Below are 18,921 nucleotides of genomic sequence, written 5' to 3'. Positions count from 1 at the left end.
CCATCACCAGGAGACAACCCTATGCAAACTCTGAATTTGCGACGCCGTTTCATTCGTTTGGCAGCTAGTGCAGCCTGCCTTGGCACGCTGACCGGCCTGGCAGGCGCAGCGCAGGCCGCCGGCTATCCGTCACACCCTATTAATTTCATCGTGTCTTATGGCCCTGGCGGGGGCACGGATTTGGTAGCCCGCATGATGGCGCCGTTTCTGCAGAAGTACTTGGGTAGCGACAGCCGTATTGTGGTGCTGAACCGGCCCGGTGCGGGCGGCGCCATCGGCTTTGCAGAACTCGCTCGGGCCCAACCGGACGGCTACACCATCGGTTTCATCAATACCCCGAATCTGCTGACGATCCCCATCGAACGCGAGACGACCTTTACCTGGAAAAGCTTTGATCTCATTGGCAACGTCGTCGACGATCCCGGGGCTTTCGCGGTGCTCGAGACCAATTCAGTAAAAACCTTGGCAGATCTCACTGCCTATGCCAAGCAAAAGCCCGGTGAGGCCACCGTCGGCACGACCGGCACTGGCTCCGACGATCATTTGGCGATGCTGCAATTCGCGCGCGCGTCGGGTGCCAAGCTGACTCATGTCCCCTATAAAGGCGCAGGCGAAGTACGCGGCGCGGTGGCAGGCGGCGAAATCATGATCGGCGCCATCAACGTTGGCGAAGTCCTGCAATACAAGAAGGGCGGTACACCGCTGCATTTCCTGGGGCAAATGGGCTCGACGCGTTCGTCAGCGCTGCCCGACGTCCCCACCTTTAAGGAACAGGGTTTCGATATCGAGCTGGCCTCATTACGCGGCCTGGCCGCGCCCAAGGGTCTGCCGGCGGACGTGCGCGACAAGCTGGTCAATGCCTTGGACAAGACCATGCAAGATCCGGAGTTTCAAGCCAAGGCACGCGATATGTTTGCCCCGCTGCGCTATTTGGCCCCGGCAGATTACGCCAAAGAACTGGAGGCGGGCGAAGCCAATTTTCGCAAGCTCTGGCAGGAGTCGCCCTGGATCGACAAGTAGGCCGACCGATCAATCGAGCAATAGCTTGATGTCGTGCACCATCGCGTCAACGCCGATGGTGCTGTTGGCCAGCACGCGAGACTCGCCTTTACCGTCAAACAGGTAAAACGCGGCGGTGTGATCCATGGTGTAGTTCTTGCCGCCCTCGGTCGGGACCTTGGCGTAATAGGCCTTGAACGAGGCGGCCGTGGCTTTGACCTGGTCGGGCGTGCCTGTCAATCCCAGGAAACTCGGGTCGAACGTCGTGACGTATTGTTTGAGGATCTCGGGCGTATCGCGCTCGGGATCAACACTGATCAGCAATACCTGGACGCGGTCAGCATCGGGCCCCAGTTTCTGCATGACCTGCGACAGCTCTGCCAAGGCCGTGGGGCAGACGTCGGGGCATTGCGTAAAGCCGAAAAATGCCACGACGACTTTCCCGGCGAAGTCCTGCAACGTGCGCGCCTGGCCGTTATGGTCATTCAGTGCCAGCGCTTTACCCAATTGCGTACCGGAGATGTCATTGCCCTTGAATTTCGGTGCAGGATCACTGCAGGCGGCCAGGACACTGGTCAGCACAAGAGCGGCTGCGCCACGCAGCACGGCACGGCGATGGGTGGAAAACACGGACATGAAACGGGATCTCCCAGGTCAGAGCAATATGCCGGCCCAGTGGTCCACCAACAACGCGGCGAACAACAGCGACAGATACAGGATGGAAAAGCGGAACAGCCGGCGCGCCAGCTCGTCGCTGTATTCACGATAAAGCCGCCAGGCGTAGGCAACAAACATGGCGCCCAACACGAGCGCCGACGCCAAATAGAATAATCCGCTCATGCGGATGATATAGGGCAGTGTGGTCGAGGCCAGCAACACGATGCTATACAGCAGAATCTGCAACTGCGTGTATTTCTGCCCATGGGTGACCGGCAGCATGGGCAAGCCCGATTTGACGTAATCGTGTCTGCGATACAGGGCCAGCGCCCAGAAATGCGGCGGCGTCCAGATGAAAATGATCAACACCAGGACCCATGCCTCGGCGGGCACGGAATTCGCGACCGCCGCCCAGCCCAGGGCAGGCGGCATCGCGCCCGACAACCCGCCGATGACGATATTCTGCGGGGTGCGTGGCTTGAGAATGATGGTGTAGATGATCGCGTAACCCACAAATGTGGCAAACGTCAGCCACATCGTCAGCGGGTTGACCAAGTGATACAGCACCAACATGCCTATCCCGCCGAGCAGGCCCGACAGGGTGATGACCTGGGCGGACGAAATCGTACCCTGCGCCGTGGCGCGGCGAGCCGTACGCAACATGCGCGCGTCGACTTCTTGTTCGATCAGGCAGTTGATGGCAAAGGCGGCGGCGGCCAGGAGCCAAATACCGAGCGTGCCAAAAACGACATGGTTGAGATCAGGTACGCCTGGCACGGCCAGGAACATACCAATGACGGCACAGAACACCGCCAGTTGTGTCACGCGCGGTTTGGTCAGCACGAGATACTGGCGTAGCAGGCCGGATTGAGGAGCGGCAAGACTGGACATAATGGGGCTATTTTAAACGCTGGCGGCCATCAGGCGGTCGGAGCTGGGCGCCCGGCGTTGGAAAGACGCACCAACATGACCACGCAGGCCAAGGTCAGCCCGGCAGCCCCGCCATTATGTAACACCGCGATCAGCAAAGGCCACTGGAAGAAAATCGTGGTCAAGCCGGTACACAACTGCGCCGCCAGCAGGACCAAGGCCAGGGTGGCTGGCCCCCGCAGGCCCGCCTCTGCGCGCAGGCGCCACGCCAATATCCCCAGGTAAATCAACACCACAAACGCAAAATTGCGGTGTACCCAATGGATCGCGGTCAGGGCATGCTGGGAAATCATCTCGCCAGAGGGCAATTCGCCCAGCCCCCGGATGACGGAAAAGCCACCGTGAAAGTCCATATCCGGCAGCCATTGCCCATGGCAGGTCGGAAAATCCAGACATGCCAACGCGGCGTAGTTCGTACTGACCCAACCGCCTAAGGCGACTTGCACGGCCAACAGCGCAATGCCCACGATCAGCCAGGGACGCCATCGGATGGCAGCGGCCGGCAGCGGCGCATGCGGGCGCTCACGGGCCGACAGCCAGGTCATCAGCGCCAGCAGCGACAGACCCAGCACCAGATGCGAGGTCACCACAGCGGGCATGAGCTTGTGCGTCACCGTCCAGGCGCCAAAGGCGCCCTGCACGCACACCGCGACCAGCGTCACAATCGCCAACACCGGAGAACGCCCCAGTTCCCGGCGATAACGCCAAGCCATGAACACGATCGCAATGATCAACATGCCCAGAAATGCACCGACATAGCGGTGGATCATCTCGATCCAGGCTTTGGAAAGCGTGACCGGCCCATAGGGCATGGACTGCGTGGCCTGATGAATGTCGCCCATGGCGCCCAAAGGTGTCACCTTGCCATAGCAACCGGGCCAATCCGGGCAGCCGAGCCCGGAATCGGTCAAGCGCACAAACGCGCCGAACATGATCAGATCGAGCGTCAGAAACCAAGTGAAGAAAACCAGCTTGCGATAACGTTGTTTGATGTGTTGCATAGTAAGACCGGCCATTAGCCTATGCGCGAGCTATAGATCAGTTTGCTGATGTCTTTGCGCACTTTGACGCCGTCGGCCTCTGGGGGGAACTGCAGCATGAGGTTGCCCAGTGGATCAACGACCCAGATGGGCCCCAATAAGTCCGAAGGGGCGGATAAAGCGGATTGACCGGATGACGAGGAATTCGATAACGAGGAAACAGGTGAATCAGACGGATGGCCAGTTGCAGGGGCAGCTGTCGCCCCCGCCTCACGTGCCGCCAGGAAACGCGCCAACTGCTCGGGCCGTGCCCGGACCATGATGGTGCCTCGGTAGGCCTCCAGCACTTTGGCGGGGACTTCGCCGTCGTCGGTGATGAACCAGACACGCGCCAGACGATCGACGTTTTTGCCCTGGCTGGCGTGCGAATTACGGGTGATGAAGAGCTTGCGGGCGCAGGACTCCGGGCAAGCCGCCTCATCGACGCTGAGCAGCAACCATTTGCCTTTCAGGCTTTGCAGATCGAAAGGCTTGCCCTCCAGTGTAGTCAATTGCAGCTCACTCGCGCTCGGTATGGGACGCTGCGGCTCGAGCAAGGTACCGTAATTACTGGAGTCGTCCGGCCACCATTGCGGGTTGTTATACATGACAAAGGCCGCCAGGATCGGGGCCAGCGTGCACAGGAATACCAGTACCAGCGGTATCAGCGAGCGTTTTTTTGCAGGAGCAGTAGGGGTTACTTGGGCCACGCGCATTTTCCTGTGCAAGAGTGAATGATCAGACCGGCGACACACTCAAGGGTTCTGGGAATCATCGAATTGGCGTCCCCGCCGACGGCGCAAGGCACGCCACGCCAGTACCAACCAGGCAACCGCCGCAATCGCAGCGAACGAGAACCACTGCAAGGCATAACCCCGGTTCTGGTTGTAATCGACCGAGGGTTGGGGCCAATCGCGCACCAGTGTATCCGCGCCACGCGTTTGCATCAGCACGGCCGGCAATAGGCTCAGGCCGGTGGCTTGGGCGTAGGCGGGCAACTCCAGATTCTGGACTTGAGGCACACGGCCGTCTGCGGCAGGCAGTGTGCCGGGCAATTGTCCCTGCGACGCGCCTCCCAATGACCAGAGTTCGAACAAACGAGGCACGCGCACAGACAATTCGCCGATGACGGACTGCACACCGGCCGGCGTGTCGGGTAATTGCGGCGCCGGAGACATGGGCGACGCAGATGAAGACGAGGGTGCGGACAGCGAGCGCGGCAACCAGCCTCGCAGGACCAGTACCGCCCGATGACTCGCTGCGTCCAGCAATAGCGGCGTGGCCAGCCAATAGCCAGGCTTGCCGTCCTGATTGCGGTTATCCAGCAAGACGCTGTATTGATTCAGCCATTGCCCGGTGGCCTGGGCCGGCCGCCACGCCGTCAACGCGTCGGGTCGCGTCTCGGGGGTCAATACCAATGGCGGCTGTGCCCGCCCAGCCTCGATACTGACGGCAATAGCTCGCCGTTCGTCGGCACGGCGCAGTTGCCAAGCGCCAAGTGACGCCAACACTGCCACGGCCGCACCCAGTAATACCAAAGCCGCGAAGATACGCCGAACTGAATGAGCCATGTCTGCAATAATTCCGTTTTACCCGGAGGCCAAAATGCGCATATTTGTCGTCTTGGCATTCATCGGTATTTTGGCCAGTCTCGCCTCTGCGCTGATTTATTTGATGAAGGACAAGGGCACGACCAATCGGACCGTCAACGCACTGACCGTACGTATCGGGCTATCGGTCGCCCTGTTTCTGTTTGTCTTGTTCGCCCATCATATGGGCTGGATCGAAAGCACCGGCTATCGATGAGCACCACCGTGGCTGGCGAGCCGCAGTACGGCCATTGAATGGTGCTATCCCTCGTAGCAAATCACAATCGCTGGTGTGCGAATGCCCCCTGACGGGGGCATTCGCGGTCGCTCAGATCGTTCAGAACCAATACACGAACAAGTACAGGCCGAGCCAGACCACGTCCACAAAGTGCCAATACCAGGCCGCCCCCTCGAAACCGAAATGATGATCGGCCGTAAAGTGGCCGCGCATCAAGCGAATCAGGATCACCGTCAGCATGGTCGCGCCCATGATGACGTGAAAGCCGTGGAACCCGGTCAACATGTAGAACAGCGATCCATACACGCCTGAGTTGAATTTCAGATTCAGCTCGGTGATGGCGTGATGGTATTCATAGGCCTGGCAGGCCACAAACACAAAGCCCAACACCACGGTGGCAAACAACCAGAACATGGTTTTGCCGCGATGGTTTTCACGCAACGCATGGTGCGCAATCGTCAGTGTCACGCCCGAGGACAGCAGCAGAGCGGTGTTGATGGTGGGCAGCCAGAACGGGCCGACGGTCTGGAAATGCTCGACGACGCCTGCCGGCCCGAAATTCGGCCATGCCGCCTGGAAATCCGGCCATAGCATCAGCTTGTGATCCAGATCCCCCAGCCAGGGCGTCGTGATCGTGCGCACGTACCAAAGCGCGCCGAAAAAACCTGCAAAGAACATGACCTCGGAAAAGATGAACCAGCTCATGCCCCAGCGATACGACAGGTCGATGCGCTTGCTGTTCATTCCCGTCTCGGACTCGTGTATCGCGTCGCCGAACCAGAAATACAACACGACTATCAGACTAAGCAGCCCGGCCAGGACCAGCCACTTTCCCCAACTGACATCGTTGACCCAGGCAGCCGCGCCTATCCCCGTTGCCAGCAAAGCCACAGCGCTGCGCACGGGATGAGCAGAATCCGCCGGTACGTAGTAGTACGGTGCCTCTTTTCCTTGAACCGAGTGGCTTGCACTCATGGTCTTCTCCTTAGCTCAAACTAGCCACGGCCCATCGCACGATAGCGACTAGCACCAATACAAAAATCACGCCTGCCAACAGCCCGGCCACAATCAGATGCACGGGATTCAGTTTGCCCGCATCCTCTTGGTAGCCTGCCCCGCGCCGCACACCGAACATGCCCCACAACACCGCTTTCAGCGTCTGCAGGAAATTCAGCTTGCGTCGCGAGGCATCCCGGATGTCGTGTGTCATGGTTACCTACTTGACGGCTACGCCGCCCAGCGTCGCCGAGCCCCGAAAGAAGGTCCAGGCAAAGATGGCAAGCACCAGCGCCAGCAAAATCAACCCGACAATCCGGTTACGGCGACGTTGTTGTGGAGTCATGACAACCTGCGAATCGATTTACTTGACCTCGGGCGGCGTTTCAAAGGTGTGGAACGGCGCCGGCGACGGCACGGTCCATTCCAGGCCTTCGGCGCCTTCCCAGGGTTTGGCGGCAGCAACCTCGCCTTTGCCACGGTAGCAACGCAGGATGACGTACAGGAACAGCAATTGCGACAGGCCGAACCAGAATGCGCCGATGGTCGCGATCTGGTGGAACGTCGTGAACTGCGCCGCATAGTCCGCATAGCGGCGCGGCATGCCGGCCAGACCCAGGAAGTGCATCGGGAAGAACGTCACGTTGAACGAAATCAGCGTCGACCAGAAATGCCATTTGCCGAGCTTTTCGTTGTACATGCGGCCCGTCCACTTGGGCACCCAGTAATAGGCGCCTGCAAACAGAGCGAACAACGAGCCCGCCACCAGCACGTAATGGAAATGCGCCACCACGTAATAGGTATCGTGCACCTGGATATCGATGGGCGCGACCGACAGGATCAGACCCGTAAAACCGCCCATGGTGAACACGAAGATAAAGCCCACCGCGAACAGCATCGGGGTTTCAAAGGTCATCGAGCCGCGCCACATGGTCGCGATCCAGTTGAAGACCTTTACCCCGGTCGGGATGGAAATCAACATGGTGGCGTACATGAAATACAACTGGCCCGTGACAGGCATGCCGGTCGTAAACATGTGGTGAGCCCACACGATGAATGACAGCACCGCGATCGCCGAGGTCGCATACACCATGGAGGCATAGCCGAACAGCTTTTTGCGGGCAAAGGCGGGCACGATGGCCGACACGATGCCGAACGCCGGCAAGATCATGATGTAGACCTCGGGATGCCCGAAGAACCAGAACACGTGCTGATAAAGCACCGGGTCACCCCCCGCGGCCGCATTGAAAAAGCCAGTGCCGAAATGGCGATCCGTCAGCACCATGGTGATAGCGGCTGCCAGCACAGGCATCACGGCAATCAGCAGGAACGCGGTGATCAGCCAGGTCCAGCAGAACATGGGCATTTTCATCAGCGTCATGCCCGGCGCACGCATGTTCAGGATCGTGACGATGACGTTGATCGCGCCCATGATGGACGACGCACCCATGATGTGCACGGCAAAAATAGCCAGATCCATGCCAGGGCCCATCTGAGCCGACAGCGGGGCATACAGCGTCCAGCCGGCGGCCGTCGCGCCGCCCGGGACAAAGAACGATGTCGTCAGCATGATGGCCGCCACCGGCAGCAACCAGAAACTGAAGTTGTTCATGCGGGCAAAAGCCATGTCGGACGCGCCGATCTGCATCGGAATCATCCAGTTTGCAAAGCCCACGAATGACGGCATGATCGCGCCGAACACCATGATCAGACCGTGCATGGTGGTGAACTGATTGAACAGCTCAGGCTGAAAGAACTGCAGCCCGGGCTCAAAGAGTTCGGTACGCAGCAACAGCGCCAGCGTGCCTCCCTCCAGCAGCATGACAAACGAGAAGATGAGATACATCGTCCCGATGTCTTTGTGGTTGGTCGCAAATAGCCAGCGGCGCCATCCCGTGGGGATCGCGTGGTGATGGTCATCGTGGCCGTGGTCGTGGCCCTGTCCGTGGCCTGGCGACACGTGGTCTACAGTGACGCTGCTCATGATCGACTCCTTCCTGCTATGTGCCGGCCTCGTTTGACGGGGCCGGTCGTGTCTCGTAACGGGTGCGACTACAACAAGGGCCGGGGCTGGCGACTAGCGCTTTGCCACCGAATCCTTGGGCTGTACCACGGGGTCTTGGCCCTTGCCCGCGTTGCTCCAGGCATGGCGCGTATAGGTAATGACGGCGGCGATTTCAACGTCGTTCAGTTGGCCGGCAAAGGCCGCCATCGCCGTACCGGGACGGCCGTGCAACACCGTCTGCAATTGCGCGTCCTTGGGACCTAGCACGGTCTTGTCGCCGTCAAGTGCAGGGAATGAACCTGGCACCCCCTTGCCGTTGGCCTGGTGACAGGCCACACAGTTGGCGCCAAAGACTTTCTCGCCGCGGGCAATGAGCTCTTCTTTGGTCCATTCCTTGTTGGGATCATCGGCGTTGGCAGCCAGTTTCTTTTTCTGGTCTTCGGCCCAGGCCTCGTACTCGGCCTGAGGCAGAACCTCGACCACGATAGGCATGAAGGCGTGATCCTTGCCACAGAGTTCTGCGCACTGGCCCCGGTAAATGCCAGGTTTTTGTGCACGGAACCAGGTGTCGCGCAGGAATCCGGGAATGGCATCCTGTTTGACGCCAAAGTCGGGAATCATCCAGGAATGGATGACATCGCCCGCCGTCAGGACGATGCGGACTTTTCTGTCAACCGGCACCACCAGGTGGTTGTCGGTCTCCATCAAATAGTACTGGCCCTTGGGCTCGCGACCCTCGATCTGGGCGCGGGGCGTGGACAATGTCGCCAGGAACTTGACGCCGGCGGCGGGGCCATCGAGGTACTCGTAGCCCCATTTCCACTGATAGCCCGTGACCTTGACGGTCAGGTCGGGGCTGGACGTGTCTTTCATGGCGACGACCGTCTTGGTAGCCGGCAGCGCCATGGCAATCACGATGATGAACGGGATGACAGTCCAGGCGACTTCGACGCCCAGATGCTCATGAAAGGTGGACGCTTTATGGCCGCGTGATTTTCGGTGCGCCCAAATGGAGTAGAACATGACGCCAAAGACGCCAATGAAAATCACACCACAGATTATCAGCAGCAGCCAATGGAGCCACATGACATCCTGTGCTATCTGAGTAACGCCTTCGTGCAGATTCAGCTGATCAACTTTTGGGCCGCCGGGCATGTCTTGTACCTGCGCACCAACGGCACAGCTAAACAGCAATACACAGGCGCCCAGTATCCCTCTCCACCACTTCTTCATGCTTACTCCGAAACATGTCGCGGGCTCTTCCGCGCCCGCTTAGCCGCGAGAGGGCGGAATGCACGCAATTATTTAAGACGGCAGGTGCGAAACAGACTCGAAGTCGGTTTACCCCACTCGAATCACAAAGAACCGCGGAATTATAGCGGACGCACCACCGCCGATGTTATCCAGCGCTCTAGCATCATACACAACTGTGCGCGATCGGCCCGTCCGCGGCACGCGCGGTGCACTAAAATCCCCTCATGTTGACGACCTCTTTTCATGACGAACCGGCCCATATGGCCGCGCTGTACACGCAATTCAAGCAACGTGTACAAGAGCCGCCCCCCGAGTTGGCCCGGCCACTGTACATCGCCAACCAGTGTTGCGGCTGGGCGACGCATGCCGCCTGTGATGCGCTCAGACAATTGGCGCACGTGCGGGTAGAAACCGATGCGCTGCGTATCGGTGCGGGCTTATCCGTCGGCCCCGAACTGAACGGCTTGCTGGCCCACGTTGCGCAAACGCTGCGCGAGGCGGACTGCCTGCGCGGCTGGCGCGACGAGTTGATGGATGTCATCGGCCCCGAGGGATGCCTGGGCATCATCGAGCGAGCGGCAATGCGTCCGCTCGGGTTGTTGACGCGCGCGGTACACCTGAATGCCTGGACCCCTGATGGCCGGTTGTGGGTGGCGCGACGCGCCCTCAGCAAATCCACGGATCCCGGCATGTGGGACACATTGGTGGGCGGCCTGGTCAGCACCGAAGAAGATCTGGAACAAGGATTGTTGCGAGAGTGCGCAGAGGAGGCCGGTCTCGCGCCCGCGTCCCTGACAACACGCACGCCGCTGCGCACGATACTGCGCGTGCAGCGGCGTTTGCCGGAGGGGTATCAGGTCGAGGACCTGTTGACCAGCACCTGCGTCCTGCCGGTTGGCACACAACCGGCGAACCAGGATGGTGAAGTCATGGAAATCGCCCAAATCACGGTTGCCGATGCCGTGCGTCAGATCGCCGATGGTGAATTCACCGTCGAAGCGGCACTGGTGATCCTCGAAGACGTCACGCAGCGCCGCGCTCACGGCGAAATCTGACGCTCAGGCCTCTGGTGCAGCGGCAGGGGGCGACGGCGGTGTTGGCCGCGCCTCGTCCACGGGCCCAGCCCCAGGCGCGGGTTTCGACGATGGGGCCTCCTCGGATACCGCTGTAGACGCCGGATTTGACGACGTTGCCGTGGCGGACGCGGAAGGCGTCTCAGGCAGTGGCGCAGTCACCTGAGGCACGGGTGTCGCCGAGGGCGACGTCGTCCCAGTCTGGGAAAACTGCCGCCAGACTTCGATGGCGCGCAAGCGCTGTTTGGCCACGACCTGGACTCTTTCGCGCAGATTCACGTCCCGCGCCAAGAGGGCCTCGAAATCGCGCAACGACAACATCAGCAGCTTGCTGTAGCCCAACGAATACACATCGGGTGTGATTTGCTGCTCGCCCAATAGCGCCAGCTCGCCAAAGAACTCACCACTGCCCAACTCGATCGCCGTACCGTCAGGCAACTGTACGGCCACCGCACCAGAGGCCACAAAACACATTTCCAGACCATGCCGGCCACGCGTCAAGACAGGCTGATCGGGCAAGGCCAGACGCGGTTTCAGAAGCCGGCTGATGGCACGTAATGAATCCGCACTCAAACCCTCGAACAAGGGCACCCGAGTAATCAATTCCGCAGCGCCGAGCTCCATATCCAAGGGGGGATGTTTATCGATGTGACGCCAACGGCTCTTCAGTTGGTTCATCAAATCGGCATAGACCTCGCCGCTGATGAGGAATTGTTCCAACATGTCGTGATAGCGGATGCGCTCGAGCTCGCGCGCCGTGCGGCCCAAATAACTTTCTTGCAGCCACAAAGCATATGAAGGGTATTGCAGGTTGAGAGCCTGCAATGCATGGGCAATCAGATCCAGGCGCCGCTGATGTACCGCCACGATCTGTTGAGCGGCTGTCTCACCCAATAACGGTGCGATCTGTTCTCGCGAAAAGACAATCAGCCGCTGAGCCACGGATTGCTTAGTCAACAGGCTAGCAAAACGCTGCCCCAATTCATAGGCCAGCCAGCTTTGAAAGCCGAATGTGTAATGCATGCGCAGAGACAGGCGAAATGCTCGCGAATAACGCACGTCCGCCACAATGCCGCGTTCGAAGCCCTCCAAGCCTCCCGAGCGTATAGCATCCTCCAGGCGCTCGGACCGGGCCAGCAAGGATTCCGCCATGCGCCAATCCACAATCTGCGCTTTCAGAATATCAAAGAACATTTCCTGCTCGCGCTGTGCCAGGATGACCAACCCCACCGCAACGCGTTGCTCGTCGGTCATCTGACTCACCTGACCATCGTGCACGCTGGCCAGGCTCGCATCGAACACCGCGTGAATACGATCACGGGCCTCGGGGCTGATATGGTCTGTTTTGGCGATGTCATCAGACTTGTCCTGCAGACTCTCGAGTGCGACGACCAGTGCTTGATTGCGGATCGTGCGTTCGACCATCGACAGCTGGTTCAACCCCAGCATGCGAATCAACGGACGCAAGGTCATGCCATTAACAAACAAGGTCGACAGCACGAAGCCCGTCGTGACGACTGCGATAAAGTGCCGCGCGTCCTCGGGCACTGCCGCCTGCTCTGTCACGGCCAGCGCCAAAGCCAATGATACGGCGCCTCGCAGGCCTCCCCACATCATGACAAGCTTGTAAGGCGTACTGACTTTCGTCCCCAGCGGCGTCAATCCGAGCAGCGGCAATAGGCCGAACACGACGATGCCGCGTGCCAGCAGCGTCACCACAAAGACGACCACGACCAGCAGCAACTCTTGCAGATCGGTCGCGGCCATCAGCTTGGGGACCAGCATCGCGGCAAAAATAAAGATCAGCGAATTCGCCCAAAACCCGAACTGCTCCCAGGAACTGGCCAGATGCTCGAACGTCACGGGCGACATGCGGGTCCGTCCCGTCGAGCCCACAACCAGCCCCGCAATCACGGTGGCGACCACACCCGAGACGCCCAGATAATGCTCGGAAATGAAAAAAGACAGATAGGCCAACGTCAGCGTCAGCGTGATCTCGGCGGTCGGGAACCCGCGCAACCAGGCAAATAGAAAACATGCCCCACGGCCCATGACATAGCCCGCCAACCCGCCGCCGACAAAGTGCACGATGAAGTCAGTGAATATGCCGCTGACTGACAGCGTACCTGTGCCCCCCAGCACCGCGAGCAGCACGGAATACAGCGCGATCGACGCGGCATCGTTGAACAGGCTTTCGCCCTCGACGAGCGTAGTCAACCGCTTGGGCGCCCCCACCTCGCGAAATATCCCCACCACGGCCACCGGATCCGTCGTGGCCACGATAGCCCCCAGCAGCAGGCAAGCCACCAGCCCGTATGACGACACGGCATTGACGGCAAAACCGACCACGACGGTACACACCACCACCGCCACGATGGCCATCATCAAAATAGGACCGATATCGTCCATCAAGCGACGCACGTTCATGGCCAGGGCGGTTTCGAACAACAGCACAGGCAGGAACACCATCAAAAAGGTTTCGGACGAAATCTCGAAACGCTCGATCGTGTCGAACAGATCCCCCAGCACGGGGGGAGCCCAACCATGCAAGTGCAGCCCGATACCCAACAAGCAGCCCACAATGGCCAATAGGACCGAATAGGGCAGCTTGACGCGGCCGGCCAAGGGCGGCATGAAGCACACCAATGTGAGTAGGCCGGATAAACCGAAAACAATAAAACCTATATCCATGAAGGGTGCACAAGCCGCAAACGTATCAGACAGAGAACAAGGATAGCTTTTTTTACGGCCTTCCTGCGGACGTGCTGCTGCCGCGCACGTTTCGTTACGGGTCTTGCTTATTCAAATGGTCCGGTGGGGCGCTTTTTGGGTATGGTACTGAGCTTTATTGGATATTCAGGAGGCCTCTTGCCGGCTTCGACTTCCAGCGCGGGCCGCGCCGACGCCCCCACACTGCTGGTACAGCTGACGGATTTACATCTGATGGCCGAACCAGAAAGCGTCATGTGCCAGGTCAACACCGATGCCAGTTTACGCGCGGTGATGGATCTGGTTCGCGCCAACGGACACCGCCCCGACCTATTGCTGGCGACCGGAGATCTGTCGCAGGACGGCTCTGTGCAGGCCTATCAACGCCTGCGCGAGCTGCTGGAGCAGACGGACTGGCCGGTGCGCTGCCTGCCGGGCAATCATGACGATGTGCACGCCCTGCGTGAAACCATGGGACTCTGGGCCCAGCCCGTCACGGACATCGGCGCCTGGCGCATCATTTTGCTGGACTCCACGGTACCTGGCTCGAACGCGGGCCATATCAGTGATGAGCAGTTCGATCTGCTGGAACAAGCATCGGCGTTGGCGGGAGATCGGCACATACTCGTGGCGTTGCACCATAACCCGGTACAGATGGACAGCAGTTTTCCTGACCAGATGATGGTCGACAATGCCCAAACGCTGTTTCAGCGTCTGGCCAACCTGCCGCGCGCACGCGTGCTGTTGTGGGGCCATGTCCATCAGGCATTTGACCGGCGCCGCCATCACATGCGCCTGCTAGCCACCCCCTCGACGTGCTTTCAGTTCAGCATTCGTGACGGCCAGCATGTGCTGGACGATTCCCCGCCGGGGTACCGATGGCTCAAGCTGTATCGGGATGGATCGCTGGCGACCGGGGTGCGCCGCCTGAGTGACGCCGCCTGGCTGCAGGCAAAAAAATAGGGCACCGATATGCGAGGTGCCCTGCAAGCATCCGTTTCATAGGGGAGGGGAAGAGGAGAAGCCGAAACGGATGCAAGACTACACGCCGGGATGCGGCAATTGCGGTCTACAGGTATTTAGTCTCTGGCGCGTCGAATAAGTTTCCTGCGGCAGGGGTCTACCGCGGCAGAAAATTGAATCAAAATGTGTCTATTATAAAAATTATGCTGCAACAATAAGCCGGCGCCAAAACGCGAAAGCCCCGGCATCGCGATGCCGGGGCTTTCTGCACCACAAAATCGACTGTCAGGCTGCAGCCAAGGCGCCACGCATTTTCTTTAGCGCAGCGGATTCGATTTGGCGAATGCGCTCTGCAGAAACGCCGAACTCTTGGGCGAGCTCTTGCAGCGTGGTTCCGCCCTCATCTTGCAACCAGCGCGCCTCAATGATGCGGCGCGAGCGTGCGTCCAGGGCTTGCAAGGCGTTCGCCAAGCCTTGGCCTTGCAGATCATCGTGTTCGCGGCGATCAAGCACGCGGGTCGGCTCTGCATGGCCCTCGTCGGACAAATACGAGATAGGCGCATAGGCCTCGTCCTCGTCATCCTGCTTTTCCAGCGATAGATCGCGACCTGACAGGCGGATCTCCATTTCGCTGACGTCTTCGCGACGCACGTTCAGTTCCTGAGCAATGCGATCGACCTGCTCGGGGTCGAGCGTATGGCCATCAGGACGCATGCTGCGCAGATTGAAGAAGAGCTTGCGCTGCGCCTTGGTGGTGGCCACCTTGACCATGCGCCAATTACGGATGATGAACTCGTGAATTTCAGCCTTGATCCAGTGCACGGCGAACGATACCAAACGCACGCCGCGTTCCGGGTCAAAGCGCTTGACGGCCTTCATCAGGCCGACGTTGCCTTCCTGGATGAGGTCGGCATGGGGCAAGCCATAGCCTAGATACTGACGCGCCACGGATACCACCAGACGCAGGTGCGACAGCACCAGCTCGCGGGCGGCCGTGAGATCGTCCTGGTCGCGCAAACGACGGCCGAGCTCAGTTTCGCGCTCGGCGGTCAGCACCGGCAGATGGTTGACGGCCGAGATGTAGGCTTCGATCGTACCTAGTGAACCTGGATTGGCAACGGCCAACGCCAGGGCGTTGCCGGACAGGGCCAACGAGCTACTGGGTTGCTTCATGGTTGCGTCCTCCAAGGGGGAAATTGACAGGGGCATCAGTTGATATTAGCACTCTATCTATACGAGTGCTAATTCGACTGCCGCAGTGCATCAAAGTTCCATGCGAGTCACGCCTTTCGGGTCATACAACACGGCGGCATGCCGGTGTCATACCGTTCTCCGGCCTATCGGCAGCAGGGCGGTCAGAATTACAGGCAAAAGGAGGGCTCGTCGCGCGCCCCCGCAACCGGCCCTAGGTCAAAGGTCTGGCCGGCCAGCGGGTAATCTTCGCGCGCCGGTGACGACATGCCTTCCCACGCCGACGTCACATACAGGCGGCCAGCCCCGAATGCCGGGCAGGTAGGCTGCGGTGAAGGCAAATCTCGGCGCGCGAGGCAAGTCCCCGCTACGTCATAATGGCCGACCCAACCCGCACCCCAATGCGCAATCCAGAGTGCGCCGTCCGCGTCGGTCACGGCACCATCCGGATACAGCCCTGCCGCGGCGAAATCCATGAACACCTGTGGGTCGTTCATCGGCCAGCCCTCAGGATCCAGTTGCCACTGCCACACCCGCTGAATCGCCGTGTCTGCAAAATACGCAAGACTGCGATCCGGCGCAAAGCATATCGCATTGGGTATCGTCAGCCCGGCCCTCAGGCGTACCAATCGGCCCCGAAAAAAGCGGTAAAGGGCCCCAGCGCCAGACTGGGCCTGCTTGCCCATGGTGCCGATCCAAAAACCACCCCATGGGTCGGCACGGCCGTCGTTGGAGCGTGTCGTGGCGTCGTGTGCTTCGATTTCCGCCACGCGGACACGCTGCCGGCTATCCAGATCAAAGCACCACAGACCCGTCTCGGAGGCCAGCAGCAGCCGATCGGCATCGATCCATGCAGCGGCCGAATGCCGTTCGGGAAGCTCGGCCTGGTAGATACCATCCGCTCCCCGCCCCAACAAACGATTGTCCAGAATGTCGAACCAGAACAGCATTTCGCGCCGGGGATGCCAGAGTGCGCCCTCGCCGAGATGACAAGGACGGCTGTCGAAAACCGTGCTCATGCCGAGAGCCCTGTAACGGCGGATGCGTGGGCAGAGGACGACAGATCGAACGGCGGAATCACCGTACGTTTGCCGAGGCTGAGCGCGTCGGCCACATGCACCATAGGCATCAGGTCGACCTCGGATTCGCCGTTGGCCACCAGCTCGGCCATGCGTGCATACAGCGCGGGGTACTCTCCCGCGATGTCGTCCTGTCCGGCGACTGCCTTGCCGTCGATCTCCAGTACATTGCCGCCCAGGCGCAGGGCAAGCTCACCCTGGTCGGTATCGATCTCCATGTCCCAGGTCTGCGGCCCAGTCTGACGCCAATCCAGCTCTGCATACACGTTGCCGGAAAACTGCAAGCGCGCGGCAATAGGCACGTGCCAGTTCTCGGGCACCTCAAGCGAGGCTGACTGCAGATACACGGGCACAGGCAGGATCTCGGTGAGGATGGAGAAAGCATTGATACCCGTATCGAACACGCCCATGCCCCCGGGCTGCGACACCCAGACCTGGCCCGGATGCCAGTGCCGCACGTCTTCCTTCCAGATGATGCGCGCGGCACTGACAGTCTTGCCGGCCAGCCACACCTTGGCTGGCGCGACGGCGTGCGCGAGGCGCGAATGCCAGGTTGTGTAGATCGTCAACCCGCGCTGCCGAGCCTGGGCGGATAGGATCTCGACTTCTGCCAGGGTCGCACCAGGCGGTTTTTCGAGCATGATATGGCGTCCTGCCTGCAATGCCCGGTACGCATAGTCAAAGCGCGCCGCGGGTGGCACGCACAAGGACACAACAGGGATATCGGGATTTTCGTCCAGAAAGCGGTCGAAATCCGTGTAGGCCTTGACGCCATTCACACTGCCCTCCTGCGAGACCGTCGCCGCCAGACGCCAATGCGGCGAGGCTTGCAAGGCAGGCACATGCTGGGCCTGGGCGATCTTTCCCACCCCTACGAGCGCGATTTTCATCAGTGAGACTCCCTGCCGACCGCCGAACCTCGGCAGCCTTTCAGAAAATCGAGGTCGGCGCCGGTATCGGCNCCNCCGACATGCTGCTGGTGCAGCCAAATATAGCCGGTAGATACGGGCTGATGCACCGGGCGCCAGGCCGCCAGCCGCTCGGCCAGTTCGACGTCCGACACCTCCAGCGTCAGCGATCGAGCGTGCACGTCCAACGCGATCATGTCGCCGGTGCGCACCACAGCCAACGGGCCGCCCGCTGCCGCCTCGGGCGCGGCATGCAGGATCACCGTGCCATAGGCCGTCCCGGACATGCGCGCATCCGAGATGCGCACCATATCGGTAATCCCCTTGCGCAACACCTTGGGGGGTAAACCCATGTTGCCGACTTCGGCCATGCCTGGATAGCCTCGAGGACCACAGTTCTTTAGGACCATGATGCAGGTTTCGTCGATATCGAGCGCCTCGTCGTTGATCTTCGCCTTGTAATCATCGATATCTTCGAAAACGACCGCGCGTCCTCGATGCACCATTAGATGGGGGCTGGCGGCGGAGGGCTTGAGCACTGCCCCGTTCGGCGCCAGATTACCCTTGAGCACGACAATGCCGCCCGAGGCCGCCAGCGCCTTGCCTTCAGGAAAAATCACGTTCTCGTTCCAGTTGCGAACGTCCTTGACCTCGTCCCATAGCGCGCCCCCAGAGACCGTCAATGCGTCTTTATGCAGCAGGCCGGCTTCGCCCAGGCGCTTGAGCACCACGGGCAATCCGCCCGCGTAGAAGAATTCCTCCATCAGGTACTCGCCCGACGGCATCAGGTTGACGATGGTGGGCACGTCCCGCCCGAAACGATCCCAGTCATCCAGCGTCAAATCGACCCCAATGCGCCCGGCGATTGCCAGCAGGTGAATGACGGCATTGGTCGAACCGCCTATCGCGGCATTGGTGCGAATGGCGTTCTCGAAAGCCACTCGGGTCATGATGTCCGACGGTTTCAAGTCATCCTTGACCATCTGAACAATGCGCCGGCCCGATAACTGCGCCAGCACGCGTCTACGGCTGTCGACGGCAGGAATCGCTGCATTGCCCGACAGCGCCATGCCCAGCGCCTCGGCCATGGATGCCATGGTCGAGGCCGTACCCATGGTATTGCAGGTACCCGAGGAACGCGACATCGACTGCTCTGCCTGGAGGAAGTCCTCCTGCGTCATTTCTCCCGCCTTGACGGCCTCTGAAAAACGCCACAGATGCGTACCGGATCCGACGCGCTCGCCCTGGAAGTAGCCGTTGAGCATCGGACCGCCCGTCACGACGATGGAGGGCAAGTCGGTGGACGCCGCT

19 protein-coding genes and 1 pseudogene are annotated in these 18,921 nt (G+C 60.2%); 4 read left to right on the top strand and 16 right to left on the bottom strand.

Annotated features, from left to right (window positions below):
• Positions 1-21 precede the first annotated feature (21 nt).
• A complete protein-coding gene (locus ACNA0J_RS00465) occupies positions 22-1,020 on the top strand; it encodes a tripartite tricarboxylate transporter substrate binding protein (RefSeq protein WP_415815317.1) in 999 nt (332 codons plus the stop codon).
• A gap of 9 nt (positions 1,021-1,029) precedes the next feature.
• Here ACNA0J_RS00465 and ACNA0J_RS00460 read toward each other — a convergent pair whose 3' ends face one another.
• From ACNA0J_RS00460 to ACNA0J_RS00440, 5 genes are read right to left on the bottom strand one after another with little or no spacing between them, the layout of a single operon-like run.
• Positions 1,030-1,635, bottom strand: a complete 606-nt coding sequence (locus tag ACNA0J_RS00460; protein WP_415815314.1) for an SCO family protein — start codon at positions 1,633-1,635, stop codon at positions 1,030-1,032.
• Positions 1,636-1,653: 18 nt separating this feature from the next.
• The gene (cyoE, locus tag ACNA0J_RS00455; protein ID WP_415815312.1) at positions 1,654-2,547 is read right to left on the bottom strand and encodes a heme o synthase; all 894 of its coding nucleotides are present in this window, start codon (positions 2,545-2,547) and stop codon (positions 1,654-1,656) included.
• Positions 2,548-2,576: 29 nt separating this feature from the next.
• Positions 2,577-3,587: a COX15/CtaA family protein gene (locus tag ACNA0J_RS00450; RefSeq protein ID WP_415816469.1), complete on the bottom strand. Its 1,011-nt coding sequence runs from the start codon at positions 3,585-3,587 to the stop codon at positions 2,577-2,579.
• 14 nt (positions 3,588-3,601) lie between these two features.
• A complete protein-coding gene (locus ACNA0J_RS00445) occupies positions 3,602-4,321 on the bottom strand; it encodes an SCO family protein (protein WP_415815310.1) in 720 nt (239 codons plus the stop codon).
• A 39-nt stretch (positions 4,322-4,360) separates the two neighbouring features.
• A complete protein-coding gene (locus ACNA0J_RS00440) occupies positions 4,361-5,176 on the bottom strand; it encodes an SURF1 family protein (protein ID WP_415815308.1) in 816 nt (271 codons plus the stop codon).
• Between the two features lie 34 nt (positions 5,177-5,210).
• On the opposite strand from ACNA0J_RS00440, the gene ACNA0J_RS00435 reads away from it, so the two are divergent.
• Positions 5,211-5,411, top strand: coding sequence for a twin transmembrane helix small protein (locus tag ACNA0J_RS00435; RefSeq protein WP_094819629.1), 201 nt, complete (start codon positions 5,211-5,213; stop codon positions 5,409-5,411).
• Between the two features lie 120 nt (positions 5,412-5,531).
• Here ACNA0J_RS00435 and ACNA0J_RS00430 read toward each other — a convergent pair whose 3' ends face one another.
• The 5 genes from ACNA0J_RS00430 to coxB form a co-directional block, all read right to left on the bottom strand.
• Positions 5,532-6,407, bottom strand: coding sequence for a cytochrome c oxidase subunit 3 (locus ACNA0J_RS00430; RefSeq protein WP_415815306.1), 876 nt, complete (start codon positions 6,405-6,407; stop codon positions 5,532-5,534).
• A 10-nt stretch (positions 6,408-6,417) separates the two neighbouring features.
• Positions 6,418-6,642 carry a DUF2970 domain-containing protein gene (locus ACNA0J_RS00425; RefSeq protein WP_415815304.1) on the bottom strand — a complete coding sequence of 75 codons (225 nt, stop codon included), beginning with the start codon at positions 6,640-6,642 and terminating at the stop codon, positions 6,418-6,420.
• Between the two features lie 6 nt (positions 6,643-6,648).
• Positions 6,649-6,774: a cytochrome oxidase small assembly protein gene (locus ACNA0J_RS00420; protein WP_415815302.1), complete on the bottom strand. Its 126-nt coding sequence runs from the start codon at positions 6,772-6,774 to the stop codon at positions 6,649-6,651.
• An 18-nt stretch (positions 6,775-6,792) separates the two neighbouring features.
• The gene (gene ctaD / locus ACNA0J_RS00415) at positions 6,793-8,412 is read right to left on the bottom strand and encodes a cytochrome c oxidase subunit I (RefSeq protein WP_415815300.1); all 1,620 of its coding nucleotides are present in this window, start codon (positions 8,410-8,412) and stop codon (positions 6,793-6,795) included.
• 93 nt (positions 8,413-8,505) lie between these two features.
• Positions 8,506-9,666 (bottom strand): cytochrome c oxidase subunit II, encoded by a 1,161-nt coding sequence (coxB, locus tag ACNA0J_RS00410; protein ID WP_415815298.1) that lies wholly within the window; start codon positions 9,664-9,666, stop codon positions 8,506-8,508.
• A 248-nt stretch (positions 9,667-9,914) separates the two neighbouring features.
• On the opposite strand from coxB, the gene ACNA0J_RS00405 reads away from it, so the two are divergent.
• The gene (locus ACNA0J_RS00405) at positions 9,915-10,742 is read left to right on the top strand and encodes an NUDIX hydrolase (RefSeq protein ID WP_415816467.1); all 828 of its coding nucleotides are present in this window, start codon (positions 9,915-9,917) and stop codon (positions 10,740-10,742) included.
• 3 nt (positions 10,743-10,745) lie between these two features.
• Here the strand turns inward: ACNA0J_RS00405 and ACNA0J_RS00400 are convergent, their stop codons facing one another.
• Complete coding sequence (locus ACNA0J_RS00400) at positions 10,746-13,451, bottom strand: cation:proton antiporter (RefSeq protein WP_415815296.1); 2,706 nt, start codon at positions 13,449-13,451, stop codon at positions 10,746-10,748.
• A gap of 177 nt (positions 13,452-13,628) precedes the next feature.
• Here ACNA0J_RS00400 and ACNA0J_RS00395 point away from each other — a divergent pair, with 177 nt between their 5' ends.
• Positions 13,629-14,432 carry a phosphodiesterase gene (locus ACNA0J_RS00395; RefSeq protein ID WP_415815294.1) on the top strand — a complete coding sequence of 268 codons (804 nt, stop codon included), beginning with the start codon at positions 13,629-13,631 and terminating at the stop codon, positions 14,430-14,432.
• A gap of 285 nt (positions 14,433-14,717) precedes the next feature.
• On the opposite strand, the gene rpoH is transcribed toward ACNA0J_RS00395, so the two are convergent.
• From rpoH to ACNA0J_RS00375, 5 genes and pseudogenes are all read right to left on the bottom strand, one after another.
• On the bottom strand, positions 14,718-15,641 hold the full coding sequence (gene rpoH / locus ACNA0J_RS00390; RefSeq protein ID WP_415815292.1) for an RNA polymerase sigma factor RpoH: 924 nt from the start codon (positions 15,639-15,641) through the stop codon (positions 14,718-14,720).
• Positions 15,642-15,793: 152 nt separating this feature from the next.
• Complete coding sequence (locus ACNA0J_RS00385) at positions 15,794-16,642, bottom strand: SMP-30/gluconolactonase/LRE family protein (protein ID WP_415815290.1); 849 nt, start codon at positions 16,640-16,642, stop codon at positions 15,794-15,796.
• Entirely contained in the window at positions 16,639-17,592 is a 954-nt protein-coding gene (locus ACNA0J_RS00380; RefSeq protein ID WP_415815288.1) for a Gfo/Idh/MocA family protein, read from the bottom strand. Before ACNA0J_RS00380 ends, ACNA0J_RS00385 begins: the two co-directional genes overlap by 4 nt.
• Positions 17,592-17,663 (bottom strand): annotated as a pseudogene (locus tag ACNA0J_RS29690) (hypothetical protein); the annotation flags it as partial. The gene ACNA0J_RS00380 and the pseudogene ACNA0J_RS29690, both read right to left, overlap by 1 nt.
• A 4-nt stretch (positions 17,664-17,667) precedes the next feature.
• A partial coding sequence (locus tag ACNA0J_RS00375) for a dihydroxy-acid dehydratase (protein ID WP_415816465.1) occupies positions 17,668-18,921 on the bottom strand: 1,254 nt, incomplete at both ends.

It is taken from the genome of Bordetella tumbae (genome assembly GCF_965139195.1).
GTDB classification, from domain to species: Bacteria; Pseudomonadota; Gammaproteobacteria; order Burkholderiales; family Burkholderiaceae_B; genus Bordetella_A; species Bordetella_A tumbae.
This window is presented reverse-complemented; position numbering and strand designations above follow the sequence as displayed.